The sequence below is a fragment of the Pseudalkalibacillus sp. NRS-1564 genome, assembly GCF_050467905.1.
GTDB classification, from domain to species: Bacteria; Bacillota; Bacilli; order Bacillales; family Guptibacillaceae; genus Guptibacillus; species Guptibacillus hwajinpoensis_B.
Map to the genome: position 1 here is coordinate 77,274 of NZ_JBITPM010000012.1, position 23,696 is coordinate 100,969.

A 23,696-nucleotide genomic window follows, 5' to 3' on the forward strand; every position below is an offset into this window, starting at 1 on the left:
TTTTGTTTTTCAAATATTTAGTTATTTTAAGATAATTAAAAATTTATTAAGGTACTGTAATAAATATGAAAATAAGCCCGCCATCCAATTTGAACGGCAGACTTATTCTCATTTTCATTACTTTATTATGTTTAAGTACACATGATAACATTTCAATCTCTTGATCTAGGTTTGTCACGTTAACATTTGACTCGTTTAAAATTTTTTTAGGGATGGTGCAGATACTTCCTCTCCAGTTACCTTTGCTTGATCATTATGTGAATGAATTAACGCTGTTTTTCATGATTGCTCATCGAGCGATACAAGTATGAGTATGCGGATACCAACATCATCCATTTTATTTATCATAAATATTCCTTGTTCCTTCTCATAATAATCATCAGGTTTTAATACAACTTTTACGATATCATATATAGTAGAAAGTATCCTTATCACCAGAAAGAGAGGTTAATGTTTTCTTTAAGTTGATCTGATATGTAAAAAAACGTTGAGCGTACGATTAATGAAGATCGGTCTTCAACCTCTACTGTGCTCCTTTATGACAGCATTTTTCCGAATTAACGGAACTAAAACGACAGACTTTGAAAAAGAGTAAGGGTTATAACTAATGTAGATAAAGAACCAGCAGACAGTAATGTTATCATTTTCCACCAGTTTATTTCCTTTGAAGGTTTTACAGCCTCTTTAGACACCGTAACCCATATAGCCATAGATACTATAACTAAGATAAAAATAACTTCTTTAGACATATTTGACACCTCCATAATTTTTCTTAAGTAAACTTCCCTGGGTATTAATTCCAATTATTTCAAATCAGGAAGCATAACTCAATCTTTATTTCAGATAAATGGAGCTTATCTTAATACAAGTAAGCTCCGAGTTTATTGGAAACTATGATACTACTTTACAATCCTTTCTTCTAATTCGCTCCCTTGCTGCTAAAAAAACCAGACAAAAGATTTTTTGCCTGGGGTTACTTACTATCATACTGTTTTATCCAAACGTGTATCCATCAAATACCTTCAAACCTTCGTCATTCAATACTTGTTCTACCACTGAAGGTTTAAGTGGGCTTTTAGTAAATACATCTTTACAGGAAATCATTATGTTGTCACCTGCTATTTGTGCTAATTGATCGTGTGTAACGCTATATACTAATTTACCTAGATTTGACCAAACCATTGCACCTGAACACATTACACAAGGCTCGCAGCTAGTGTACAGGGTGTATTCCTCCAAATCAAATAGCTGATTCTCTGAACAAAAATCTCTGATTAGACCTATTTCTGCATGGTAAGTAGGATCTGAGTGGGTATGTACTTTATTCTCAGCAACTTTTACAATTTCATTGCCTTTAACCAGGATTGCACCAAAAGGTTCGTTTCCTTCTGCTCTTGATTTTGAAGCTTGTTGGATAGCTATCTTCATGTAATATTCATCGTTGTACGTCATAGAAGCTCTCCATTCCCTGTTGAATTATCCCTCATTATAAAGGAAGTACATCTCACTTGCCATCCTTCTCTAAACAAACGCCTCAAATCTCCCATGTCATAAATGAATGAAAGAAATTCCGATGAATTACTATCAATTGGTAGGCTAGTATCCCAAGTCTTAACCTTATCTCCAATAACAAATTGACTACCTGTATATTCGTTGAAGATTGTATTATTTGTGTACTACAAATCTATTTATAGATAAGCTCCGATTTTACTGGAAAATTTGAATTCAAGATATCCTCAGATTTTGAGCTAAGCCACCTGTAGTTTAAGAATTTTTTTACTTCATTCTCAACGACCTTGAATACCTTAGAGTATATTCCTTTTACATTATCTCGTTGAACTTCACTGCTTTTAATTGGGTATGCAAGTTTCCAACCACGATAGCCTTTTTCTTCTCCCTCATACAAAATTCCTGATATAAAATTTTGCGTACCATTAATCCTTTCCGCTTCTTCTTCATAAGACACGGGATTTTCTAAATCTTGAAAAGGTATAGTATTTGCTCGCGAGCCTACAAAGAAGAATGGAATGTTTTTACTCTTATACATTTCTACATATTTTGATTTTGAAGCATCAGATAAATGGTCTTCCATAATGAATACTGCATCATACTTTCTTAAGTTTGAATGATGTAACTCACTTAGAGATAATTCATTAAAATTTATCTGTTCCTCTCTAACATTAGGTTGTTCACCAACAACTGCAATCTTTAACAGCACGCCATCATATGGCTCTTCTTTTACATTATTCGTTTGACAAGCACTCAAAAGAAATAACATCAATGTTAAAATAGTTAAAAGTAATTTTTTGATTTTATAATAACTACCCATCCTCTCATCTTCTACACACCAACATATCATTTTGACTTTACTGAACTCTACTATCCAATTTGTTTGAGAACTTCAGAATCCATATACACCTCCCATTAACTGACCTTTTACTAGCTAAAACAAAATAGAGCGTAATCCTTTTAGATTAACGCTCCTATATAATAGAAGAGTGTTTATGTATTTATTTCTTCAAGAACGCTCTAATAATATAAATAACAGCTACGATAGGTATTACCGTAACAAAAATCAACATTATAGAAGCAGCACCCATATCCATATAATCCCCCTATTTCATTACCATTTAAATGATTGAGACACTACTAAATTAAATGTAACAAGCACTAGCCTATCCGTTAGCTAAAGAAAAATCACAAAACATAAAGATATAATTGCTGCTATCTTTGCGTCCTTCCTGACTGTGGTTCTTATTGTGGGTACCCATCTTATATTTCCAGACAGGCTAATCAATCTTGCAATCAAAAACAAAATGAGAAAATACATAAAAAATAAACCAATCATAAAATCACCCTTACTGCATTGTAGATAAAATTAATTCAAACGGCTCCGTGAGCACAATAAGTGATACCAAAATTTTAGCTATCGCTTCGATTTAACGGAACAATAGATTAATTTCCATATTCTTGAGTTTCCCGCTAATCTGAAGACTTGATTCCAAGGTATATCTTGAAGCAGATTTTAAATTAAAGCACCCGTTAGTTTAAAGGATTAACAACGGTGACGGTGAACTCTATAATAATTAATGGGATTTTTTAGTTTTAAAAACTAAAGGAGGATTCTAATGAAAAATATTTTCGAGATCAAGCATACAGATGAAATATTAATTCGTATCGATAACTTAAATGTAAATTCACAAGCAATATGGGGTCAAATGGATGTTTCTCAAATGTTAGCTCATTGCTCATCTTTCCAAGATATCGCATTGGGAGATTCTTTCCCTAAAAGAGGTTTGTTAGGAATATTAGTAGGTAGATTTGCAAAACCCATCTTTTATAATGACAAACCTTTGGAGCACAATATGCCGACTATTCCAACCATTTTAATTACATCTAAAAGAGATTTTGAAGTTGAAAGAGAAAAACTAAAACAAAAAATAATAACATTTCAAAAGAATGGACCAGAGTCCTGTACAGATCATCCACATCCTTTTTTCGGAAAACTTTCTTCCCACCAATGGGGAAAAGGTATCTACAAGCATCTTGACCACCATTTAAAACAATTTGGAGTTTAGTAGCAGGAGTTTAAATATACCGGACTATCTTAAACTATTCTGCTTTGCCAATAGCCCTGATATTCCTTATGCTTAATAAAAAAGAGCTAGGACTCTATTGATCAATCGCTACGATACAATGGAAGGCTTGATTTCAAGGCCTTTTGTTAAAATCATTGTCTTAGAGTTAACGTGCACCTCTAATCTGCTTTAACTTTTAAAAAACTCCTTGCACCCGAGTATTAACAAATTGCTTTCTGTATACGTTTTTTTGTAATCTTCCAATGAGATGTATGCCAAATAATTTGTTGTTTATCTATGAGTAGTAGTTGTGGTGATTTGTGAGGTATGTTTGTAACCTTTGCAATCTCATTAGAAATTCTTCTGCTTTCAACAACCTTTACCATATAACAGTCCACTATTCCTCCCCCTACCTTTTGGAAGTTCCTCAAGTGTTTGAAGGCTCTAGAACTAATCATACAAGATGTGCTATGTTTAAAGACTAATACCGGCGAATGCATCGATTGTCTCCACAGATCCCACCAATCTTCAAGAGATGTCAATTCATGAATAGAGTTCATTTTCATTCCTCCAAAAAAGTTAATCATTCCTACTAGTTCTATCGATTACTCCTATTATCAATCATGGAACCAAGGACCAAACCTAATAGGATACCCAACATAAGACTAATCGCTAGTTGATTCACAGCTATCCCTATGCTGGTGCCCATGATAAACCAAGAGCAATTCCTAACCCACGGTACTTTGATTTCGTTTTCACATTATTCTCCCTACAGCTTTATTCATTGAACTAAAAGCTACATTACATTAGATACGATTTCATGCTGGAAACGTTTCAAAAATTTGTTCCGTCATAAAAATTAAGTGATAGCCGCTTTACAGCTATCGCTCCGAGATTAATTAAGGCGCAGTATCAAGATACCTTCCTTAAAACCATTACGGTTCTATTACTTGATAAGATCTCTTTTAATAATTGAATACATATATAAATCATCAAACTTACCAAGAGTATATTCATAGCTCCTGAGTAAACCTTCTTTTGTAAAACCTAGTTTGCTAACCAATCTATGGGATTGAATATTAGTAGGCTCTATTAAAGCCTCTATCCGTTCTAAATGGTAGTGATTAAATCCATACTTAATAATAGTTTCTAGCGCTTCTGAGGCAATGCCTTTCCCCAATAATTTTTATTTAATTCAAATCCAACTTCAGCTTTATAATGTTTGGGCTGCATATTTAAATACCCGCAACTACCTATAATCTTACCTGAGTCTTTTAAAGTAACGCCCCACCTAATGCCTGTTCCTTCTTTTATTATTGAATGATACCAGTCGATTTCATCCATTACTTCTTCAACACTTTGGGCAGGCGGTAAACCCATATGTTTTACGACTTCTTCATCGGACAAATAGTGATACATATCCAAAGCATCCTCTACGACTACTTCTCTTAGTATTAATCTATCTGTTTCAATTATTGGATTGTGTTTTTCCATTCATGATCCTTCCCTTAACATTGTTTTTCTATTTTCATGTTTAGCTTACACATATAAAGAGGATACGAATCTATGTATCGATCTTCAGCTCTTGCTCCGAGATTGTGGAACATTGATATTTGTTGTGATTGTTTCCAACTACTAGTTTGTATCCTTAGAACAGAAGCCATTACTCCTATGAGGCAAAAGATAATTCCTACTGGCAAGATGAAGAATAGTAAAAAGTCTGGAATTATTCCAAGGTACGGTAGAATTGTACATACCGGAACTGCAACGGTCAGAGTTAATAAGATAATCAAATCAAGTTTTTTGGTATTCAAATAAAAATCCTCCTAAAAGCAATACAATAGTTTTATTAGCATCTAATCTAAGTCAAAATGCTTAATACCAATTATTTCAAAATAGAACTAATAAATCCATCTTTTTCCCCAAAAGAGCCTATCTAATTAAAGATAAGCTCCGATTTAATAGAACAATGGACTAAATTCAATATTCTTGAGTTGCGCTCGATTGCCGAGTTGTGCTTTTTATAATGTCGTAATAAGGGGTCCTTCATTTGTAAGAATAACCGTATGTTCGTATTGAGCCACAAAGCTTTCATTGGTTAAGAAAGTCCATCCATCTTCAGATTCGAAAACTTCCTCTTCGAATGTAGAGATCATAGGCTCAAAGGCAATTACCGCACCATCTTTCAAGATTTCATCATCCCAACTAGCGAAATAATTAAAAATATGTTTAGGTTCTTCATGAAGCGAACGTCCAATACCGTGCCCAGTAAGATTTTTTATTACTGTTAAGCCATGGCGTTTCGCTACATTGTGGGCAGCCTTTCCGAGAACACTTTTTTTTGAACCTGGCTTTGCCTGCTTAAGTCCAGCATGGAATGCCTCTTTAGAAACGTCACATATTTTTTGTAATGCCGCGTCTCCTTTCCCTACTACAAATGAAATTCCAGTATCTGCGTAATATCCGTTTTTTGAACCTGAAACGTCTATATTCACTAAATCTCCTTCATGGATGACCCGTTTTCTCTTCGGAATCCCATGCGCCACTTCATTATTTATACTAATACACGTATACCCAGGAAAATCGTATTCTCTTTTTGGCGCAGATTGAGCTTCTGCCTTTTCAAACATCTCTCTTGCAATTTCATCGAGTTCTTTTGTCGTAATTCCGGGTTTCGTACTATGGACCAATTCATCACGAATCGCTCCACAAATTTCACCAATTATTTTCAATCCATCAAAATCCTTTTTAGTTTTTGCAACCATTGATTTCCCCACTTTTTAATGTATTTTATGATTAGTATTCCATTTAGTTTCTAGCATAAACTGAACAGGTTTTTCTTCAACAATCTCTGGCCCTTTTATGGATTGAATATGACAACCTCTTTTTCCGTTAAATTGCCCTGTTATTAACTTAAACAAAAAGGAGCGTAATCCTTTTTAGATTAACGCTCCGAGATTGTTGCATACCCCTTTAATGCTTATCCATTCAGCTCATCTTGATTAGTTTCTAAATACCAAAGGACGATATTGAAGAGTTGCTCTGATTATACTGTAGACTTGATTTCAAGATAGTTTAAAGTAGATTTTAAACTATCGCATCCGTTACCACCCGTTGCAAACGATTTTGTTCTGTTCCTTATTAAGCTGTGTTACATTACTTATTATTCTTTTCCACTAAATTCTAAGATATTTAAACCCTCAGATGCTTCTGGTGTTTCAAAAAATTTAGTAACATGGATAAACCCCTCTTTCGTGTCAAAAGCTGCTCTTTCGGGCTGTTCGTTACGCCTTTGAGCAATTTGACTTAAGCATTGCTCATTATTTACATTAATGAAAATTAGTTGATGGCTTGCATGTACTTCTGACGCCATATCTAAAAACCACTTCCGCTGTTTTTGAGTGTTAGCTGGAAAATCCATCACTACATCTGAACCGACACTTAATATGTTTTGGACATGCTTTTTTAACAACGGCTTGAGTTGCGCCGAGAATTTTAGATAGTCCTCAAATGATACAATCTGATTCGGATAAAGAGATGAAAGCCATTCATCTTCAGACAATAGTACCGCATGTTTATCGAGCGCCAATTGTTTTGATTTAGTTGTTTTTCCTGCGCCCATTTTTCCACAGAAAAAGTATAGCGTGCCTAATTGTTTCATATTTTCTAACCCCCGCGCTTAATCTAGTGGTTGTTGACCCACCTTACTTCGTTTGTCCAACAAAATATAGCGTTTTTGCAGCAATAGCTCCCGTTTATTGAACAACTTCAATATTGTATCCTAAAACATTTTTACCACATTTAACCAAAAAGCAATCAATAAGTTCCCTACAATCTCAATCCGGATATTTGTGTAACAAGGATCAAAACATAAATAGAGCGCACGAATCGGTAGAAATTCGTCGCTCATTTGAATTGGGTCTTATTGGTCAGGGTAGATAAATAACCTTATAAGAGAGCTACCGTTTCTACGATACATTTTCAAAAAGTTGTTCTATCAAGGCACTTATCTCAAATCATCTTCGTCTAGAATAAACACATCCTCAATCCTTGAATTTAACTGTCTTGCGATTTTGACTGCTAGTTTAAGAGATGGGTTGTATTCCCCTTTTTCGAGAAACACGATCGTTTCTCTTCGAACGTTCACGCGTTTTGCGAGATCTGCCTGTGTTAGTTTAAGAGCTGCTCGCAATTCTTTCATTCTTGTGTTCATTACTGAAATCCTTTCCTTCTAACTAATAACCAATTGATTCCAAAGCTGAAGATCATTCCGGAGAGTCCTAACATCAGTAGATCATCCTGTTGAATGTGCTTGTGGAAAGCAAAGAGGGCGAGCCAGATAATAAGCGAAGAAAAATAAGAATATCCTGCTGCGAACATTTTCATCTTCTGAGAAAGTTCATCATCGTGAGGGATACCCTCTTTAATATTTTTCCATAACCGTAGAAAGATGGGTATAAGTAGGAGCATGACCACCATGGTCGTGATCGTTAAAATTAACTCAGAAGTCGTCATCGCATCGTTACTGAATACCGTGAACATCTGAAATAGGAGTCCTGCAGCAATCGAAGCTGACAGAATAGAAACAAGAATCAACGCAGTCTTTGAATTCAACTCTCTTACCTCCTTTTGTTAGAAATAATTAACCTTATGTTATAAATATATAACATAATATTGGTTTTGTGTATTATTTTTTAATTTTTCCGAAAATATACGTAATAGCTCATTATTATTAAAGCAAAAAAAGAGAACGCCATCAGAGTGGTGTTCCCGTATTTATTCAACAATTGCTCCGAGATTGTTGAACACTTTAAGTAAAACATTTACGAGCGCAATTTTAGTTAAGTAAACTTCCAAAAAGTAAAATCCCACTCAGAAGAACCGTCAAACTAAGGGATATTATCATTGTGAATAGACTTCTCGTCATACCTTTCCAGTCTCTAATACCAGACAAACCAAATAATCCAGCAAGAAATGTAAATAACGAAATAAATAAAACTATTGTTAAAGGGTGAATTCCGATTATGGAAATACTGAACCAACCTGAGAATGAAACTATTAAAAATAATAACACGCAAATAAATGAACAGATAAATGAACAAATGTTGATCTTCTCCTGCATCCCTCTCTCCTCCAAAAATAACATCTTAAATTCCATCTACTGCATTCTGTGAAAAAGGTCAAATTTATTTTGCTCCGTTACATATGTTATAGAGGCTTGCACTCAATTGAGCAATAGCTCCGATTTAATGGAACAACTTAGATTTAAACTTGAGTTTATATCAAAAAACAAGTCCGATGATGGTGAGAAGTAAATTCTTTAGGATTCACTGATGCTAGTGGTTTAGTTGACTTCCTGGTGATGCCAACATTAAACGCCTCCCCTTCTCCTCCTAGTTATTAAACCACTAAAACACTTTACGCTGATATATGCGAATAGAGAGAAGCCAAGAAAAGCCATATAAAACTACAACATAGATTCCTATCCCTATAAATAAGGAAGGACTTGATGTTGTCAGGATAAGGTGAACGACCTGCCTAATCCGATCAAGTAAATTCGGAATTAGGATATTAATTGTCAGTAAATAAAGACCAAATAATCCAATAAAGCCCACGTAAAGATATTGGGTCTTAAATTGATAACTAAACGGCAATAAAAAAGAGGCTGTTGTGAGAACAATCGTGAACATGAGCAGAAAGTCCTTCCATAAGGTGAATTCACCGTGAAAAACAAGTTTTCCAACTAATAACGCCAGCGCCACCATACATGTAAACAATACGAAGACCACATACTTCGAACCAACGATTTGTTTCCTAGTGTACGGTAAAGAGTTTAGAAACATATGTATGTTCAATTTCTCATCCAAAGAGATAGCACTCATAAAGATCGAGAGGCAGAATATAAGTCCTGGATAGATAATTGAAGAAACCCCAAGAGCTGAATATCCACATAACATTAGCATAAGAAGCGCCAACAAGTTCTTTTGCATCACAATATCTTTACGAACTAAGTTGAGCATGTGATGGTTCCCCCTTCTTCGTAAAAAACATAATATCTTCAAGCGTCGGTTTTTCAATAAGGACCGTTTCCCCGAACATCTCTTCCACCTCGCATTTATGATCGGTTAAAGCCACAAACCCAAATGATGATTTCTGAATGGCTACAAATGCTCCTTCAGTTTCCTGATCAAGTAGCTCAAGTCCGCCTTTGACAATGGCATACTCCTCGCTTATTTCATTAAGATCCTTCGTAAAGATATGTTCACCGTTATGAATAAAGGTAATATAATCCGCAATCGTATCTAAATCTGTTGTGATATGAGTTGAGAAGAAAATCGTCTTTTCTCCATCCATCATCAGTTGTTGCAGAATCTCAAGCAGCTCTCTTCTGAAAATTGGGTCGAGTCCTGATGTGGGCTCATCCATTATAATGAGCTCTGCATGGTGGGATAAAGCGAAGGCTAAAGAAGCTTTCATCATCATGCCTTTAGAAAAAGTTTTGATCGGCTTTTTAAGTGGAAGTTGAAAGGTTTTTACATACTTATAAAACAGATCATCATCCCACATATTGTACGCCCTTTTAACTATATCCTTCATTTGAGCTAAAGTAAGTTGTTCATAGAAGACGTTTTCATCGTAAACAAAACCGATTCGCTGTTTAATTTCTTTCTCTCGTTCCTTATAAGATGACCCAAACACAGATACATTCCCACTATCTGGCTCGAGTAAGTTCATCATCATCTTAATCGTAGTGGACTTCCCAACCCCGTTTCCACCGATAAATCCATGCACAAACCCTTTTTTAACGGTCAGCGAAAAATTCTTCAGTGTAAATCCATCAAATGATTTAGTCACATTGTTCAGTTCTACCACAGGTTCCATTATTCTTCCTCCCTGTACAAAATAGTAAGCAATTCCTGTAACTCAGTAAGTGGAAGACCAATATCTTTGCTGTTTTGTACCGCTGCTGATAGCTGCTCTTCAATCCCTCTCATCTTACCTTCCTTAATCATCTCGTCATTTTGATCCGACACAAATGAACCTCTTCCTACAACGGAAAAAATAAAACCGTCCTTCTCAAGCTCTTCATAGGCCCGTTTAGTCGTAATGAGACTGACGTTCAACTCTTTCGCCAACTGTCGCATTGATGGCAGTAAATATCCCACCTTAACTTCATTAGAGAGAATCTGATTTTTGATTTGGTTGTAGATTTGTACATACATGGATTGTTTCTCTCGATTTGAAAGTATAATTTTCATTCCATAACCTTCCTTAAATTGTATATAAGTCATTATATATAATATATACAATATACACAATGATTTCATGTAAAAATAATTGTTAGGTAAGAGGGTATTTTTCAATTAGTGTGAAATTGACTCTTTTACCTTATTCAATAAAGTATCCTCATTCAAATGGAAGAAAATATCGAGTCCATCCTTGAGTTGAAATATAAAAAAATGCCAGGTTTCAAAAGTCATATAACTCTTCAATAGCATTGGCTTAATTTTTCTGAATATCTAATCATTACCAATTACCCAGACCGTTTAAGAGAACTCAACCTTTTCTTCAACAAAAAGAAGCCTATCTTATTACAGATAAGCTCCGAGATAGAGGAATAACCAAAGATCATTTCTCCTTCTTTAATAAATGTCCCCGTTGAAGAATAGCGTAAACACTTAGCTCAATATTAATAACAATTAACACTTAGGGAAAAATAACGTCACTAGAACTTTTAAGAGGGGCGTGTACGATATTAAAACGTTTGTAGTATTCTCTTTATTAACATCTTTTTGGTTACAATTAACAGCCATAGATGTTGAAGCAAATTATACTAATGAACAATTTGAAAATTCCTTATATGATATTGGCTTTAAAGAAGTGCATAAGGCTGTTGACGATGCTGAAAAGTTTTATCGAAAAAAAATCGAATTACCTGTACAATTCCCCCCCTATCACGTTTACGCATAGTTTCGGTCGATTTGATGATTTAGAGGGGGATATTAATGACGAATTAGAGATCACGTATATTAATAAAGATGCAACAAAAAATCATTATATAATTTCAATTAAACCATCCAGATATAAGCTAACTTTAAATCCTAACCTAATTGATAGGACAATTCCATTAAAAGATGGGACAAGTGCTTTATTAAGTAACAAAAAACTAGGAAGATTTATCGTTTTATTTTTTGAAGATGAAGGCTGGCAATATAGATTGAGTTTAGATAGTGCAAGTCCTGAAAAAGTATCTCCTGATATGCTTGTTGATATTGCAAATTCATTAAAATAGCCATCAAAGAGATGGCTATTTTTACTTTTTCTAACCAGTTTTTATTGCACAATCCTCCCTCCCTCTATAAAGAAAGGACAATCTTACGATTTCTCTAGTTTTCTTAGATTTTCATAGTCATTCATATTTAGTGGACATTAGAATCATGGAATTATGTTGTATTTATGTCTAATTATGGACTTTAGGAGCCTGAGAATCTATATCCTACTTCGTACAATTTTTAAATAGGATGTATGATTATTTATGATCGCACTAGAGGATGTCCACAGATCTCATGGAGGTGAACCCTCCCATGTCTCACAGAGTCAATGCTCTAAAATTCCTTCGTACAACCTTTCCATGAGGTGGATGTCAGTCATGCTGCCCGACAGGATCATTGTCCGTATTATTGTTGGTTTTACTGATTAATCCGTGCTTCAAATGTCTACTATAAAATGAGCTAGACTATAATTTATTCCGAAAAAGAAACCCTAAGCTGCTGGTTGTAAGTCGGCTAAATGAGGAATGTCACTCAACATTCTTGCTTCACTAAATTCAAATTTCTTTCTACCGATGGCGAACAAAATCCTTATGAGCTTGTTACATAAAACAATCATAGATTGCATCTTCTTCAATGGATTATTGGTACGTCTTGTATAATACTCATGTAACGATTTAAATGCCGAGTTTTTAGCGACAAGGGGCATAGCTACTTTAAACAAAAGGGCTCTCAATTTCTTTCTGCCTCTCTTTGTAATCTTCGTCTGACCCTTGTGCTTACCTGATGTATTCTCTTTTAAGTTTAAGCCTGCGAGCTTAATAATTTGGCGTGGATGAGAATAATAGCTAAGGTCTCCTACCTCTGCGAAGAAGCCAACAACAGTGTCCCTTCCAATGCCCGTGATACCAAGCATTTGGTCCACACCTGGGATATGTTCAAGTAGGGAATCCATATTGGATTCAACTTTTTCGAACTTTTGTTTGATCAAGTCATACTTGTCTAACAGTGTTTGAATCTCTAGTTTAGCCATTTCAGCACCTTGTCGTATGCCTATCGAAAGATTGGCTACTTGTTTTAACTCCTGCATCTTTCCTAAGCCTACGCCGCGTTTAACAGCTTGTCTAAGATGCACCATTAACTCTTCATCAGAGAGGTTCACTAACTCATATGGCATTAAATTTAACTTCAATATTTGTAGCGCTGCTTTGCCTTCCCAGTCCTTAAAAACCGTTAAAAATTCAGGGAAATACCGGTCAATCTAGTTATGAATTTGACCTTGTACGACTTGAAGATCAACAGATAAGAGATCACGAATTTTCCTAGCCCCGCAGAGTTCTGCATACACTCCTTGTGGAATATTTGGTTCAGCGTATCTCCCATCCTTTACTAGTTGTGCAATGACCTTCGCATCTTTTATATCATTCTTCGTAGGTGAATTATCATCTAACTCTTTCGATTTCTTCACGTGTGAAGGATTTACTACAACGAATTTAATATTATGTTCTTTAAGAAAATGGGCTAAATTGAGCCAGTAATGTCCTGTAGGCTCCATGCCTATCAACACTTGGTTCATTTGATGATCATTCAAAAGACTTTGAATCCACTCTAACAATCTCTCAAAACCATTTTTGGTGTTCTCAAACGGAAGCGATGTTCCAAACTCAACACCTCTATAATCTTGAGCACGCGCTACATGGTTGAATTTCGCAATATCAACACCTACAATTAACGTTTGATAAGTAATTTGAGCGAGTTTGTTATTTTGGTTATAATTCATTGTATAAGCTTCCTGGTATTCTGTTTTTATGCTGGCCAGCTAAAACAATCATACCAAGGGGCTTGTTTTATTCTCAAATAGCATTTTACTTCATAACAGGAATGCTGCCCGATTGTCGAACATCACTCAATTACTATCCAACGCTAAAATTAACATATTTTGGATTTTTTCTCCGCCATACTCAGTACTTTTCTATCTTATTCATTTTAATCAAACCAAAGATTCAATTCGTATCATACACACTGATTCGAAATCATCAACAGTAATTGTTATGTAACTAAGGGGTCTAATTATTTAGGTTTATACATAAATTTATTATTTTGATTTGGTTCGGGAACGGTTCAATCAAACCTCTATTACCTATCTTTAGTCTATCGCCTTAATACCCTTACAGTCCAAAAAAGAAAGCGTTATCACTAAAGATAATTATGGTAATATATAGTTAAAACGAAATGGGGGACGTTATGAGCACGGTTGTTACACCTGAAAAGCACGTTAAGATCCAGAGAAGGAAGTGGCCGTATTATCTACTTGGGGGAATTTCACTTTTACTGATCATTGCTATCGCTATAAGCTTCTGGTTTGTTCAAAGAACAGCTCCTGAGACAAAGGGGGAAATGATCCTATCAGGCTTGGAGGAATCTGTATCCATTTATCGAGATGATTCAGGTATTCCTCATATTGAAGCCTCTTCTACTAAAGATCTATTTATGGCTCAGGGATTCGTCACAGCTCAGGACCGCATGTTTCAAATGGACTTAAGTCGTCGGCAAACTTCTGGAACTCTCAGTGAAGTCATTGGTGAATCGACAATTGATAAGGACAAATTCTTTCGAACGCTTGGTTTAAGAAGAGCTGCAGAAGATTCATTTAATGCCTACTCTCAAGAAGCGAAACAAATTCTTCAATGGTATGCTGATGGTGTGAATGCCTATATGACTCAAGCAAAAGAAGAAAACTCATTATCGCTTGAATTTACACTTGCGGGTTATGAGCCTAATGAGTGGGATCCAATCGATTCTCTTACAATCGGAAAATATATGGCTTTTGATCTAGGAGGACATTGGGAAGGTCAAGCCTTTCGTTATTATCTTCTGCAGAATTTTTCAGAAGAAGAAGCCGTGGACCTGTTCCCAAGTTACCCTGAAGAAGGCTCAACTGTGATTCAAGAAATCAAGGAAAGTAACCTTGATATATCAAAAAGCTTTGCGAAATCAGTAATCCCAGATCAATATAATGGGAGTAACAATTGGGTCATTTCTGGAGATAAAACCGCTTCGGGACAACCGCTTCTAGCCAATGATCCTCACCTAGGTCTTGGTACCCCACCGATATGGTATGAAACTCACTTAAATTCACCTGAATATAATGTAAGTGGCGTTATCTTTGCTGGTGTGCCAGGTATTATCGTTGGACGAAATGACTCCATTGCCTGGGGTGTTACCAATGTTGGTCCTGATGTTCAAGATCTTTATATTGAGAAAAGAAATCCTGATAATCCGACTGAATTTCAATATAATGATGAATGGGAGAAAGCAGAAGTTATAGATGAAAGCATTCCTGTAAAAGATAGTGAACCAATTCCATATGAAGTCGTTATTACGCGCCACGGGCCGATTCTCTCTGAATTTGCTTATGACGATCAACCTGATACTGCATTGTCTTTAAGGTGGACAGCCCTTGATCCATCTAGCGAGCTTGAGGCCGTTCTAATGATGGATAAAGCATCTAACTGGGAAGAATTCAAAAGTGCCTTAACCTCTTTTCATACACCCGCTCAGAATTTCGTTTTTGCTTCTACTGACGGCACGATTGCCTACCGGGCGAATGGATTAATTCCTATTCGCAAAAATGGTGACAGCATGGTGCCAGTCCCTGGATGGAACGATGAATATGAATGGGAAGGTTATATCCCATGGGAAGATCTCCCAACAATTGTTAATCCTGAAGAAGGCTTCATTTCTACTGCAAATAATAAAATCACAACAGAAGACTACCCCTATCACATTACACATACATGGGCACAACCGTATCGTCAAGATCGCATTCGAGAAGTTTTGCTTGAAAGCGATGAATTTGAACCAAAAGACATGATGGAGCTACAAAATGATTTCGTGAATTTACAGGGAAAAGAATTTACTCCTCTTCTCATAAAGGAACTTAACAGAGAACACTTAACTTCAGTTGAAAAAGAAGCGCTATCTGTCCTTAATGAATGGAATTATATTGATGGTAGAGATGAAGCTGCTCCCCTACTCTTTCATCTCTGGTTAGTAGAAATGGAGAAAGTTCTATTTGAGGGAGAAATTGAAAAAGAGATGATGCCGCTTTTTGATGGTAAAAGCCAGGTGGTTGACCAGCTCATAAGACGAGCTGCAAGCGGGGATGAAGGGCCATGGATAAAGAAGTCTGGAGGATTTACATCCGTAGTCACTGAATCTTATCAGGCTGCAGTTTCGAGAGCAGTTGATTTACAAGGGCGTACACCAGAAAAATGGGCATGGGGTACGTTCCATTCGGTTCCATTTGAACACCCGCTAGGTGCGATTAAACCGTTAAACCTCCTGTTTAACCCTGATGTAAATGCAATGGGTGGCAGCCGCGTTACGGTAGGTGCTGCTGGGTGGAACACGACAACTGGACTTGTAACCCATGGTGCACCATGGAGAGGCGTTACTGATTTATCAAATATCCAAACAAGCTACAATGTCATTTCACCAGGTCAGTCCGGCTACGTTTTTAGTAAGTGGTATGATAATCAAATTACGGATTGGGTTGAAGGAGAATATCATGAAACAAAGATGAATGATTACGAAGAAAATGCTCAGCACCTCATTCTAAAACCATAACAAAAGGCTCTCTCAGTCAATGAGAGAGCCTTTTGGCATTCTTACTTTACAGAAACGGTCCAATTCTGCGTATCTTCTAATTTTCCAGTTTGAATTCCTGTGATTGTATCATAAAGCTTTTGAGACAGCTCCCCAATTTCATGATCATTGATGACCATTTTCTTATCAGCCCAGTTTAATTCACCTACAGGGGAGATAACAGCGGCCGTTCCTGTTCCAAATGCTTCTTCGAGCTGCCCTTTTTGAGATAGCTCATACAGCTCTTCAATGGAAACTTTTCTTTCCGTAACACGGATATCCCATTTCTTTAACAATTCAATAACCGACATTCTCGTAATGCCGTGGAGAATGCTACCGTTTAATTCAGGTGTCACAACTTCCCCATTGATTTTAAAGAAGATGTTCATGCTTCCCACTTCTTCGATGTAACGCTTCTCTACCCCGTCCAACCAGAGAACATCAGCATTTCCATCTTTATATGCTTTCGCTTGCGCTTGATATGCAGATGAGTAGTTACCAGCCGTTTTGGCCATACCCGTTCCACCTTTAACAGCTCTTGTAAATTTATCCTCTACGCTAATTTTCACTGGAGTTAACCCTCCTGAGAAATACGACCCTACTGGTGAGAGAATAATCATCAATTTGTATGTGTGGGAAGGGGCAACAGATAGATTCGGTTCCGTTGCAATAATATAAGGACGTACATAAAGAGACGTTCCAGGTGTTGAAGGAACCCAATCTTGCTCCAAGCTAATTAATTCCTTAAGATAGCCCATTACACGCTCTTCATCAATATGTGGAATGCTTAAACGTTCACTTGAAAGGTTCAGTCTCTGTAAATTTTTTTCAGGTCTAAACAATAAAATTCGATTATCAGCTCGATAGGCTTTTAACCCTTCAAAAACGGTTTGACCGTAATGAAAAATCATTGCAGCAGGATCAAGAGTGATTGGCTCATATGGAATGATGCGAGGTTCATACCACCCTTTTTCAGTTTCATAATCCATTACAAACATGTGATCTGTGAACGTTCTTCCAAAAGGAATTTGATCCTTCTCAGGCTTCGCTTTCAAATTAGTGCTTTTCACAATTTCTAAATCTGTACTCATGGCCAGGACTCCTTACTCTCTTGAAAGTGGTTATGATAATGAATTCATACTCCTTCCACATGAAGGCAGTAGATTAACTATTCATCTATTGTACTGCCAAACTCTACTGAATTAAAGCTTTATAGTGCAGAAAGGTAAAAAAATTCAGTTTTTAACACCTATCTCTATCATTTCATACAAATTCTAGATTTCAGGTCCTACTGGTCAACATTTGAAGCACACTTTTTTCACTTTTTACTGTAAGCGATTTCGAGTGAACAGTAACAATGTTTTTAACCAATATAACAACCAGTTCAGGTAACGCCTTTTAATATTTGCTATTGCAAGAGAGGCGATTTTTATGTAAATTAGTCAAGTATGTTTATTAGGAGGTCTCATCATGAATCAAACACAAAATACTCAACGCGTGCAAATGGTTACAGCTGATCCATCCGCTATTGGATTATTCGGTCTTGCTATGGTAACGCTTGTTGCATCATCAGCCAAGCTTAGTTGGACAGATGGCGTCTCATTTGTACTCCCTTGGGCGATTTTTCTAGGGGGCATTGCACAGCTGATCGCTAGTTTTCTAGATGCAAAGCACAATAATACATTTGGTACGACAGCCTTCGCAGCTTTTGGACTGTTTTGGCTTGGAGTAGGAACGTCATGGTTAATCGAATTCGGTGTTTTTGGAGACGCTGCGGCTGCCGCTGTGGATCCAAAGCAATTAGGCATTGCATACATCGGCTATTTGATCTTCAGTGTCTTCATGACAGTTGGAGCTATGGAAACTCATAAAGTACTTTTCTTTATTTTTGTCTTTATTGATTTCTTATTTATCGGACTCACATTTTCCACTTTAGGTATTTTCCCTGAAGGCATGCACTTCTTAGCCGCCATTGCTGAGTTCTGCATTGCGATTTTAAGCTTCTATGGCTCAGCTGCGAGTGTTTTGAATACTCACTTTGGCAAAGTCACACTCCCGATTGGCAAACCATTCGGTATTTTCAAACAAGCTTAGTATCACGTAAAGAGACAGATGAATCTAGATTCATCTGTCTCTTTTATAATTTATAAAGATTTATGAAGATCATGGAGCCTTTGAATTGCCTTAATGCGAATCTAGTTCTAATCAAATGAGTTGTATCACCTATCTCCTTCACTGCGAACTTCCCCCATATCACGCTTATATATATCAACCATAATATCATTATGTAAACTTAATTAGTAATTAACTATAAAAACACTCTTTAATCTCTTTTCAACTCAGCCAGATTAAGTGAATTGATTCTCTCCAAATCATTTTAATACAACATGTAGATCATATATTTTCAATTAATTGTGAAATGCTAAAATGAAATACAAGGCTAACCTCGTATCTCCCATTAAAATTCATTATCCTTATTTACTCAACTGTTTAATATGATTGATGATATAATTTATCTCAGCTAATTTTTGAAAAGGTTCTGTATTTTCGACAATCGAAAAATCTAAATTCCTATTTTTTATGTTCGTAAGACCCAATCACCTTTGAAGATTAGTTCATATACAATTCAGAAAAATTCAATTTTATTAGCCCTCTTATCATCAAGTAAAAACGCCCTTACCTAAGTAAGGACGCTTTTTGATTATGCCGAATGATTTTGTGTTAATTCATCACTTAGTTTTGTTCTCATAGCCATTCGCCCACGATGTAGACGAGACTTCACTGCCCCCGGTGATAGCTGCAGTTTATATGCTATTTCACTTTCCTTTAAATGATCATAGTAGTGAAGTTTCATCACCACTCTTAATCTCGGGGATAACAAATGGATCTTTTTTTTCACAGATTCTTCAAAAAGAAGAATCTCACAGTCTTCTTCTACGTTACAATCGTGATCCGCTTGATTCATGAGAGTATCTTCCGTATTAAACAGAGTCACTTTTTTTTTGCTTTCTTAATTGATCAATCGATTTTCGAGCGGCAATAGTTGAAAGCCAGGATCCTAGCTTCCTTTCACTTTGCACTTCGTCTAATCGATCATACGCCTTTAAAAAGGTTTCTTGAAGCACATCTTCGGCAAGTCCGTGATCTTTCAAGACTCTTAATGCAGTATAGTAAACGCGTTTATAGTGTTTTGTAAAGATGTCATTAAAACAAATTGTTCTCGAGTCTATCATTGTTGTTGGTCCTTAAAGTAATCTTGCACAAAGCCTGGAGCATTTGAAGAATCAAAGGTTAACACTTCATAATACCCACCTTTTATATCCTCATAATGAATGCCAACTAAATAATCCCCTTCCTCTTCTTCTTTGCTGCTTAATAATATCATTTCGATTTGCTTCTTATCCTTTATCTCAAAAGGTTCAACGGACTCATTCTCTACAATTTGATCATAAGCTTCTCTCGGGTATTGATTTTGTGCTTCATCCCATGGATAAATGCTTACATGATCGATTTCACCTTCGTCAATAAATGCATCCTCATAGAAGCCTTCTTCTTTCAACCAATTAACAGTATTTTCATAGGAATTATAGATCGAATTGTCTTGCGCATAGTAGTATTCCTCTTTCCAATCGGAACCTTCTCTTACTTCAGATACACGAGATCGAATCCCTTTTGGATGAATCAATTGATCATAGGATAAACTGTAAATGTCCTCTCTTACATGTTGATAGAATTCTTGAATTTGAAGCGGATCAAGTATGGAAACTTCTTTATTGACGGGCCCTCCCGGTTGAAGAGTGACTTTTTGAATTTTTGAAGGGTCACTATTTAAGACAGGGTAAGCTAATTCTTTGTATTCCTTAGTTTCCATTACACGTTTAAGGGTTTCCTGGACGTTCTTTCGATCGACTTGATATGAACGTTGCACGCGATCACCGTTTTTTAATTCATAAGAGATGAAATACATCATTCCTGTAGAATTAAACTGATCGTTCTGGTTAATCATCTCTTTTTGTAATTGTATAACTGCATTAATTGCACCTTCTGATTCTATTAAATCAGGTGAAGTATTTTCGATATGTTCTTCTAACTGATAGATATTGTCACCTATATAAACATTTTTAATTTCACTCGTTTCTGGAACGTAACTTTCATAGTTTAACCAGAACAATGGCAAAATCCCTATAATTAAACCAGCTGTTGCTCCGTAAACGAACAAGCCTTTAAAGTGCTTCCAGTGAAACACACGCCAGCTTTTATCTAACACCATTGAAGAAAGGAAATATCCGACGATCCCACCTATAACGTACCCAAAAATCAACCACGATAACATTAGTTGAGTTTCTCCAAAATAGGTACCACCGACTAGAGCAAAGCAAAAGGTCATTCCAAACTGAAAGACTGGCTTTAACACGTTAATGGCAATCGTCTGTGTAGCTACTTCTAATGGACGTTTCTTATAGATGGCTTTTCCACCAAAGTAGAATACTATTGAAGCGATAAAATAGACACCCAACATTATATACTGAACGGGGAGAAACCCCTCCTGTGGGTCATTAGGGTAATATTGAAAAACGTTGACAAGGGGTGAATAGTTACCTACCGTATGATCGATTACCACCAAGTCTGAAAAACCAGCAATAAAGAAGCTAAGATGTACCGCTACAAGAACATAAATTCCTGCCGGAAGAAGCAGAAGGATATAAGTCAAAACAGCTTGAACGGTTGATAATCCAGTTAATGTACCAGCAAAGACACAAATCATAAACGTTAGAATGCTTACAATGATCATCATCAACGTCCAATAACCGAGCTGGCTAATTGAATAAAAAGCTGACACGTCAGTAAACAAAAAGAACATGAATAGAATAAGACTAGTCAACAAAATAGGCGCAATGAGCAAAATCACTCCTGATAAAGCGTGATGGCGAAATAAATGCTCTCTGCTAATTGGTAAACTGTGAATAAAGTCTGAAGCACCTTTCACGTGAATGTAACGAAAAAGAAATACAGCCATTAAAACGGGCATAAGAAATAGCAGCATAAATTGTATTTCAAACATAAATATCGGATCAAAAAGCCCAGCTCCGCTTGCTTCTATTCTATATTCGTCGTTAAACGCCATGAGTAATTGGAGCGGCAAAGTAAAGGCAAGACCACAAAAGAACAAAATACTAATCCAACCAACATTTCTAAAATCTCTTTTGAACATTTCTCTTCTAAACAAGGACGTTTTCGATAGCATATCCAACACCCTCCATTTCATAGATGAATATTTCTTCTAATGTAAGTGGTAATCGATCCATTAAGACTGGACCAATTTTCTCGATTTCAGTCATCACTTTCTTTTCTTCTCCTTTTACGATCAAGAGAATAACACTTCCCCGTTTTTCTTTATAGAGAATATCAAGATCGCTAGAAGTCAAATCGTGTTCTCCTGAATCTTTAAATGCGACTTGAACTTTATGTACGTCTTCCTTTAATGCATCTAAATCACGTTCAAGAAGAATTTCACCATGGTGAAGAATCCCGACATGATCACAGATCTCCTCAACTTCTCTTAAATTATGTGACGAGAGCAACACAGACATTTCTCTTTCAGCCACATCCTGAATGATCATGCTTCTTACTTTTTTTCTCATAACCGCATCCAAACCATCAAAAGGCTCATCTAAAATAAGCACATCCGGCTTAACTGACATAGATAAGATGAAAGCCACTTGTCTTTGAAGACCTTTAGAAAACTGACTTACTTTCTTGTTCTCATCGAGCTTAAACAAATTCGTTAGATTTGTGTAGCGCTCCTCATCCCACTGTTCATATAAACTAGCGTAATAATTGGCTAGCTGCCTCATTGTATATTGTGGTAAAAAATAAAGGGCATCTGGAATAAACACCACTCGTTGCTTCGTAGAGACATTTTCATAAATGGGATGGTCCAGTACGAGAATTTCTCCTGAATCTTGTCTCAGAATACCGGCAATCATTCGCATGAGTGTTGTTTTTCCTGCGCCATTTGAACCAAGCAAACCATATATTGATCCAGGCTGCACTGCAAAACTAACTTGATGGATGATTTTGTTAGTCCCAAAAGACTTTTCAACACCGTTTACTTCAATCATCCTTTTTCCCCCCTTCAATTTCAGTTAATAGTGACTCAATTTCCTCTACTGTCATTCCAAGATAAATGGCTTCAGCTAGTAGCTTCTTTAACTGATCTCGCACGTTTTTTAGCTCCTCACTCTCAAGCTTTTTTGAAGGATTAACAAAACTCCCCTTCCCTTTCACTGAATAAATGTATCCTTGAGACTCAAGCTCTCTATATGCCTTTTGGATGGTATTTGGATTAATTGTCAGCTGATGCGCAAGTTCACGGACAGAAGGAAGTTTCTCATCGTCTTTCATAACATCTTTAATGATCAGCTGCTTCAAACGATCAACTAACTGTTCATAGATCGGCTTTCGACTTCTAAAGTCCAATTCAAACATCAATTCACCTCCACTCTCACTAGCTATAACTGTATTAACTGTATTAATATATGTAGTACAGTTAAAGTATATCGAAAGCCAATTGATTTGAGAAGTCTTTTTTGTAATTTTTTCTATTAATGATCAAAAATGACTTTATCAAAATAAAAATAAGCCGTATCTCAATTCCATACTTGGGAATGAGTTACGGCTATTAGTTAGTTTTCAATAGACTCCCTTGTCTAAAGGTTTATGTAAATTCGCAAATAAATCAGAACATTTTCTTTCCAATATATTATTTACGCAAAATCTTTTCCATCGCTTTTCCTTTTGCTAACTCATCGATCATCTTATCCAAATAGCGAATTTCCTGCATAGTTGGTTCTTCAATGTTTTCTACTCGTACCCCACAGATCACTCCTTTGATCATCTTGCGTGAAGGATTCATTTGGGGAGCTTCCATAAAGAAGGTCTCAAAGTCTGTCTTTTTTTCTAATTGAGTTTCAAATTCATTTTGGCTATACCCTGTCAACCAACGAATGATTTCGTCCACTTCTGCTTTTGTACGCCCCTTTTTTTCCGCTTTCGTCACATAATGGGGATAGACGCTTGCGAAGCTCATTGTATAAATTTTATGTTTTGTCATAATAAGGCCTCCTTTGATTACTAAAGTAAAGATTTGCAACGGCTTACCTATTCGTCTTCACATCATACTGTCCCTGAACCTTTAATG

22 protein-coding genes and 2 pseudogenes are annotated in these 23,696 nt (G+C 36.2%); 4 read left to right on the plus strand and 20 right to left on the minus strand.

From position 1 onward, the window contains the following. Positions 1-566: 566 nt before the first annotated feature. The 3 genes from ACIFPW_RS06370 to ACIFPW_RS06380 all read right to left on the minus strand — a co-directional run bounded on the left by ACIFPW_RS06370 (position 567) and on the right by ACIFPW_RS06380 (position 2,329). Complete coding sequence (locus ACIFPW_RS06370; protein WP_430242953.1) at positions 567-749, minus strand: hypothetical protein; 183 nt, start codon at positions 747-749, stop codon at positions 567-569. A 244-nt stretch (positions 750-993) separates the two neighbouring features. Next, positions 994-1,452, minus strand: a complete 459-nt coding sequence (locus ACIFPW_RS06375) for a nucleoside deaminase (RefSeq protein ID WP_430242955.1) — start codon at positions 1,450-1,452, stop codon at positions 994-996. Positions 1,453-1,684: 232 nt separating this feature from the next. Continuing rightward, a complete protein-coding gene (locus ACIFPW_RS06380) occupies positions 1,685-2,329 on the minus strand; it encodes a hypothetical protein (RefSeq protein ID WP_430242956.1) in 645 nt (214 codons plus the stop codon). A gap of 799 nt (positions 2,330-3,128) precedes the next feature. Between ACIFPW_RS06380 and ACIFPW_RS06385 the strand changes: the two genes are divergently transcribed. Continuing rightward, on the plus strand, positions 3,129-3,578 hold the full coding sequence (locus ACIFPW_RS06385; RefSeq protein ID WP_430242958.1) for a DUF1569 domain-containing protein: 450 nt from the start codon (positions 3,129-3,131) through the stop codon (positions 3,576-3,578). Positions 3,579-3,799: 221 nt separating this feature from the next. Here ACIFPW_RS06385 and ytxJ read toward each other — a convergent pair whose 3' ends face one another. From ytxJ to ACIFPW_RS06430, 9 genes and pseudogenes are all read right to left on the minus strand, one after another. Continuing rightward, positions 3,800-4,165 carry a bacillithiol system redox-active protein YtxJ gene (ytxJ, locus tag ACIFPW_RS06390; RefSeq protein WP_430242959.1) on the minus strand — a complete coding sequence of 122 codons (366 nt, stop codon included), beginning with the start codon at positions 4,163-4,165 and terminating at the stop codon, positions 3,800-3,802. A 359-nt stretch (positions 4,166-4,524) separates the two neighbouring features. Next, positions 4,525-5,072: pseudogene (locus ACIFPW_RS06395) on the minus strand (GNAT family N-acetyltransferase). 527 nt (positions 5,073-5,599) lie between these two features. Continuing rightward, a complete protein-coding gene (map, locus tag ACIFPW_RS06400) occupies positions 5,600-6,343 on the minus strand; it encodes a type I methionyl aminopeptidase (RefSeq protein WP_430242961.1) in 744 nt (247 codons plus the stop codon). 398 nt (positions 6,344-6,741) lie between these two features. Next, positions 6,742-7,239, minus strand: a complete 498-nt coding sequence (locus tag ACIFPW_RS06405) for an AAA family ATPase (protein ID WP_430242963.1) — start codon at positions 7,237-7,239, stop codon at positions 6,742-6,744. A 345-nt stretch (positions 7,240-7,584) separates the two neighbouring features. Further along, positions 7,585-7,791 carry a helix-turn-helix transcriptional regulator gene (locus ACIFPW_RS06410; protein ID WP_430242964.1) on the minus strand — a complete coding sequence of 69 codons (207 nt, stop codon included), beginning with the start codon at positions 7,789-7,791 and terminating at the stop codon, positions 7,585-7,587. After that, positions 7,791-8,192 (minus strand): hypothetical protein, encoded by a 402-nt coding sequence (locus ACIFPW_RS06415; protein ID WP_430242966.1) that lies wholly within the window; start codon positions 8,190-8,192, stop codon positions 7,791-7,793. The genes ACIFPW_RS06410 and ACIFPW_RS06415 overlap by 1 nt, the downstream gene beginning before the upstream one ends. Before the next feature lie 794 nt (positions 8,193-8,986). Continuing rightward, entirely contained in the window at positions 8,987-9,598 is a 612-nt protein-coding gene (locus ACIFPW_RS06420; protein ID WP_430242968.1) for an ABC-2 transporter permease, read from the minus strand. Then, the gene (locus ACIFPW_RS06425) at positions 9,579-10,460 is read right to left on the minus strand and encodes an ABC transporter ATP-binding protein (RefSeq protein ID WP_430242969.1); all 882 of its coding nucleotides are present in this window, start codon (positions 10,458-10,460) and stop codon (positions 9,579-9,581) included. Before ACIFPW_RS06425 ends, ACIFPW_RS06420 begins: the two co-directional genes overlap by 20 nt. Continuing rightward, positions 10,460-10,837, minus strand: coding sequence for a GntR family transcriptional regulator (locus tag ACIFPW_RS06430; RefSeq protein WP_206894689.1), 378 nt, complete (start codon positions 10,835-10,837; stop codon positions 10,460-10,462). The genes ACIFPW_RS06425 and ACIFPW_RS06430 overlap by 1 nt, the downstream gene beginning before the upstream one ends. Before the next feature lie 641 nt (positions 10,838-11,478). Between ACIFPW_RS06430 and ACIFPW_RS06435 the strand changes: the two genes are divergently transcribed. Continuing rightward, positions 11,479-11,871 carry a hypothetical protein gene (locus tag ACIFPW_RS06435; protein WP_430242971.1) on the plus strand — a complete coding sequence of 131 codons (393 nt, stop codon included), beginning with the start codon at positions 11,479-11,481 and terminating at the stop codon, positions 11,869-11,871. Between the two features lie 470 nt (positions 11,872-12,341). Here the strand turns inward: ACIFPW_RS06435 and ACIFPW_RS06440 are convergent. Next, a pseudogene (locus tag ACIFPW_RS06440) lies at positions 12,342-13,628 on the minus strand (IS110 family transposase). 464 nt (positions 13,629-14,092) lie between these two features. On the opposite strand from ACIFPW_RS06440, the gene ACIFPW_RS06445 reads away from it, so the two are divergent. After that, complete coding sequence (locus ACIFPW_RS06445; protein ID WP_430242973.1) at positions 14,093-16,477, plus strand: penicillin acylase family protein; 2,385 nt, start codon at positions 14,093-14,095, stop codon at positions 16,475-16,477. Between the two features lie 41 nt (positions 16,478-16,518). Here ACIFPW_RS06445 and ACIFPW_RS06450 read toward each other — a convergent pair whose 3' ends face one another. Next, a complete protein-coding gene (locus ACIFPW_RS06450) occupies positions 16,519-17,586 on the minus strand; it encodes a branched-chain amino acid aminotransferase (protein WP_430242975.1) in 1,068 nt (355 codons plus the stop codon). A gap of 379 nt (positions 17,587-17,965) precedes the next feature. Here ACIFPW_RS06450 and ACIFPW_RS06455 point away from each other — a divergent pair, with 379 nt between their 5' ends. Then, positions 17,966-18,589: an acetate uptake transporter gene (locus tag ACIFPW_RS06455; protein ID WP_430242977.1), complete on the plus strand. Its 624-nt coding sequence runs from the start codon at positions 17,966-17,968 to the stop codon at positions 18,587-18,589. A gap of 607 nt (positions 18,590-19,196) precedes the next feature. Here the strand turns inward: ACIFPW_RS06455 and ACIFPW_RS06460 are convergent. The 6 genes from ACIFPW_RS06460 to ACIFPW_RS06485 form a co-directional block, all read right to left on the minus strand. Further along, entirely contained in the window at positions 19,197-19,460 is a 264-nt protein-coding gene (locus ACIFPW_RS06460; RefSeq protein ID WP_430242978.1) for an RNA polymerase sigma factor, read from the minus strand. A 16-nt stretch (positions 19,461-19,476) separates the two neighbouring features. Beyond that, the gene (locus ACIFPW_RS06465) at positions 19,477-19,728 is read right to left on the minus strand and encodes an RNA polymerase sigma factor (RefSeq protein WP_430242980.1); all 252 of its coding nucleotides are present in this window, start codon (positions 19,726-19,728) and stop codon (positions 19,477-19,479) included. Then, positions 19,725-21,740 (minus strand): DUF6449 domain-containing protein, encoded by a 2,016-nt coding sequence (locus tag ACIFPW_RS06470; protein ID WP_430242982.1) that lies wholly within the window; start codon positions 21,738-21,740, stop codon positions 19,725-19,727. The genes ACIFPW_RS06465 and ACIFPW_RS06470 overlap by 4 nt, the downstream gene beginning before the upstream one ends. Next, positions 21,715-22,617, minus strand: coding sequence for an ABC transporter ATP-binding protein (locus ACIFPW_RS06475; protein ID WP_430242983.1), 903 nt, complete (start codon positions 22,615-22,617; stop codon positions 21,715-21,717). The genes ACIFPW_RS06470 and ACIFPW_RS06475 overlap by 26 nt, the downstream gene beginning before the upstream one ends. Next, positions 22,610-22,984 carry a GntR family transcriptional regulator gene (locus tag ACIFPW_RS06480; RefSeq protein WP_194221853.1) on the minus strand — a complete coding sequence of 125 codons (375 nt, stop codon included), beginning with the start codon at positions 22,982-22,984 and terminating at the stop codon, positions 22,610-22,612. The genes ACIFPW_RS06475 and ACIFPW_RS06480 overlap by 8 nt, the downstream gene beginning before the upstream one ends. 274 nt (positions 22,985-23,258) lie before the next feature. Then, positions 23,259-23,609: a DUF2200 domain-containing protein gene (locus ACIFPW_RS06485; RefSeq protein ID WP_430242985.1), complete on the minus strand. Its 351-nt coding sequence runs from the start codon at positions 23,607-23,609 to the stop codon at positions 23,259-23,261. Positions 23,610-23,696: the final 87 nt, after the last annotated feature.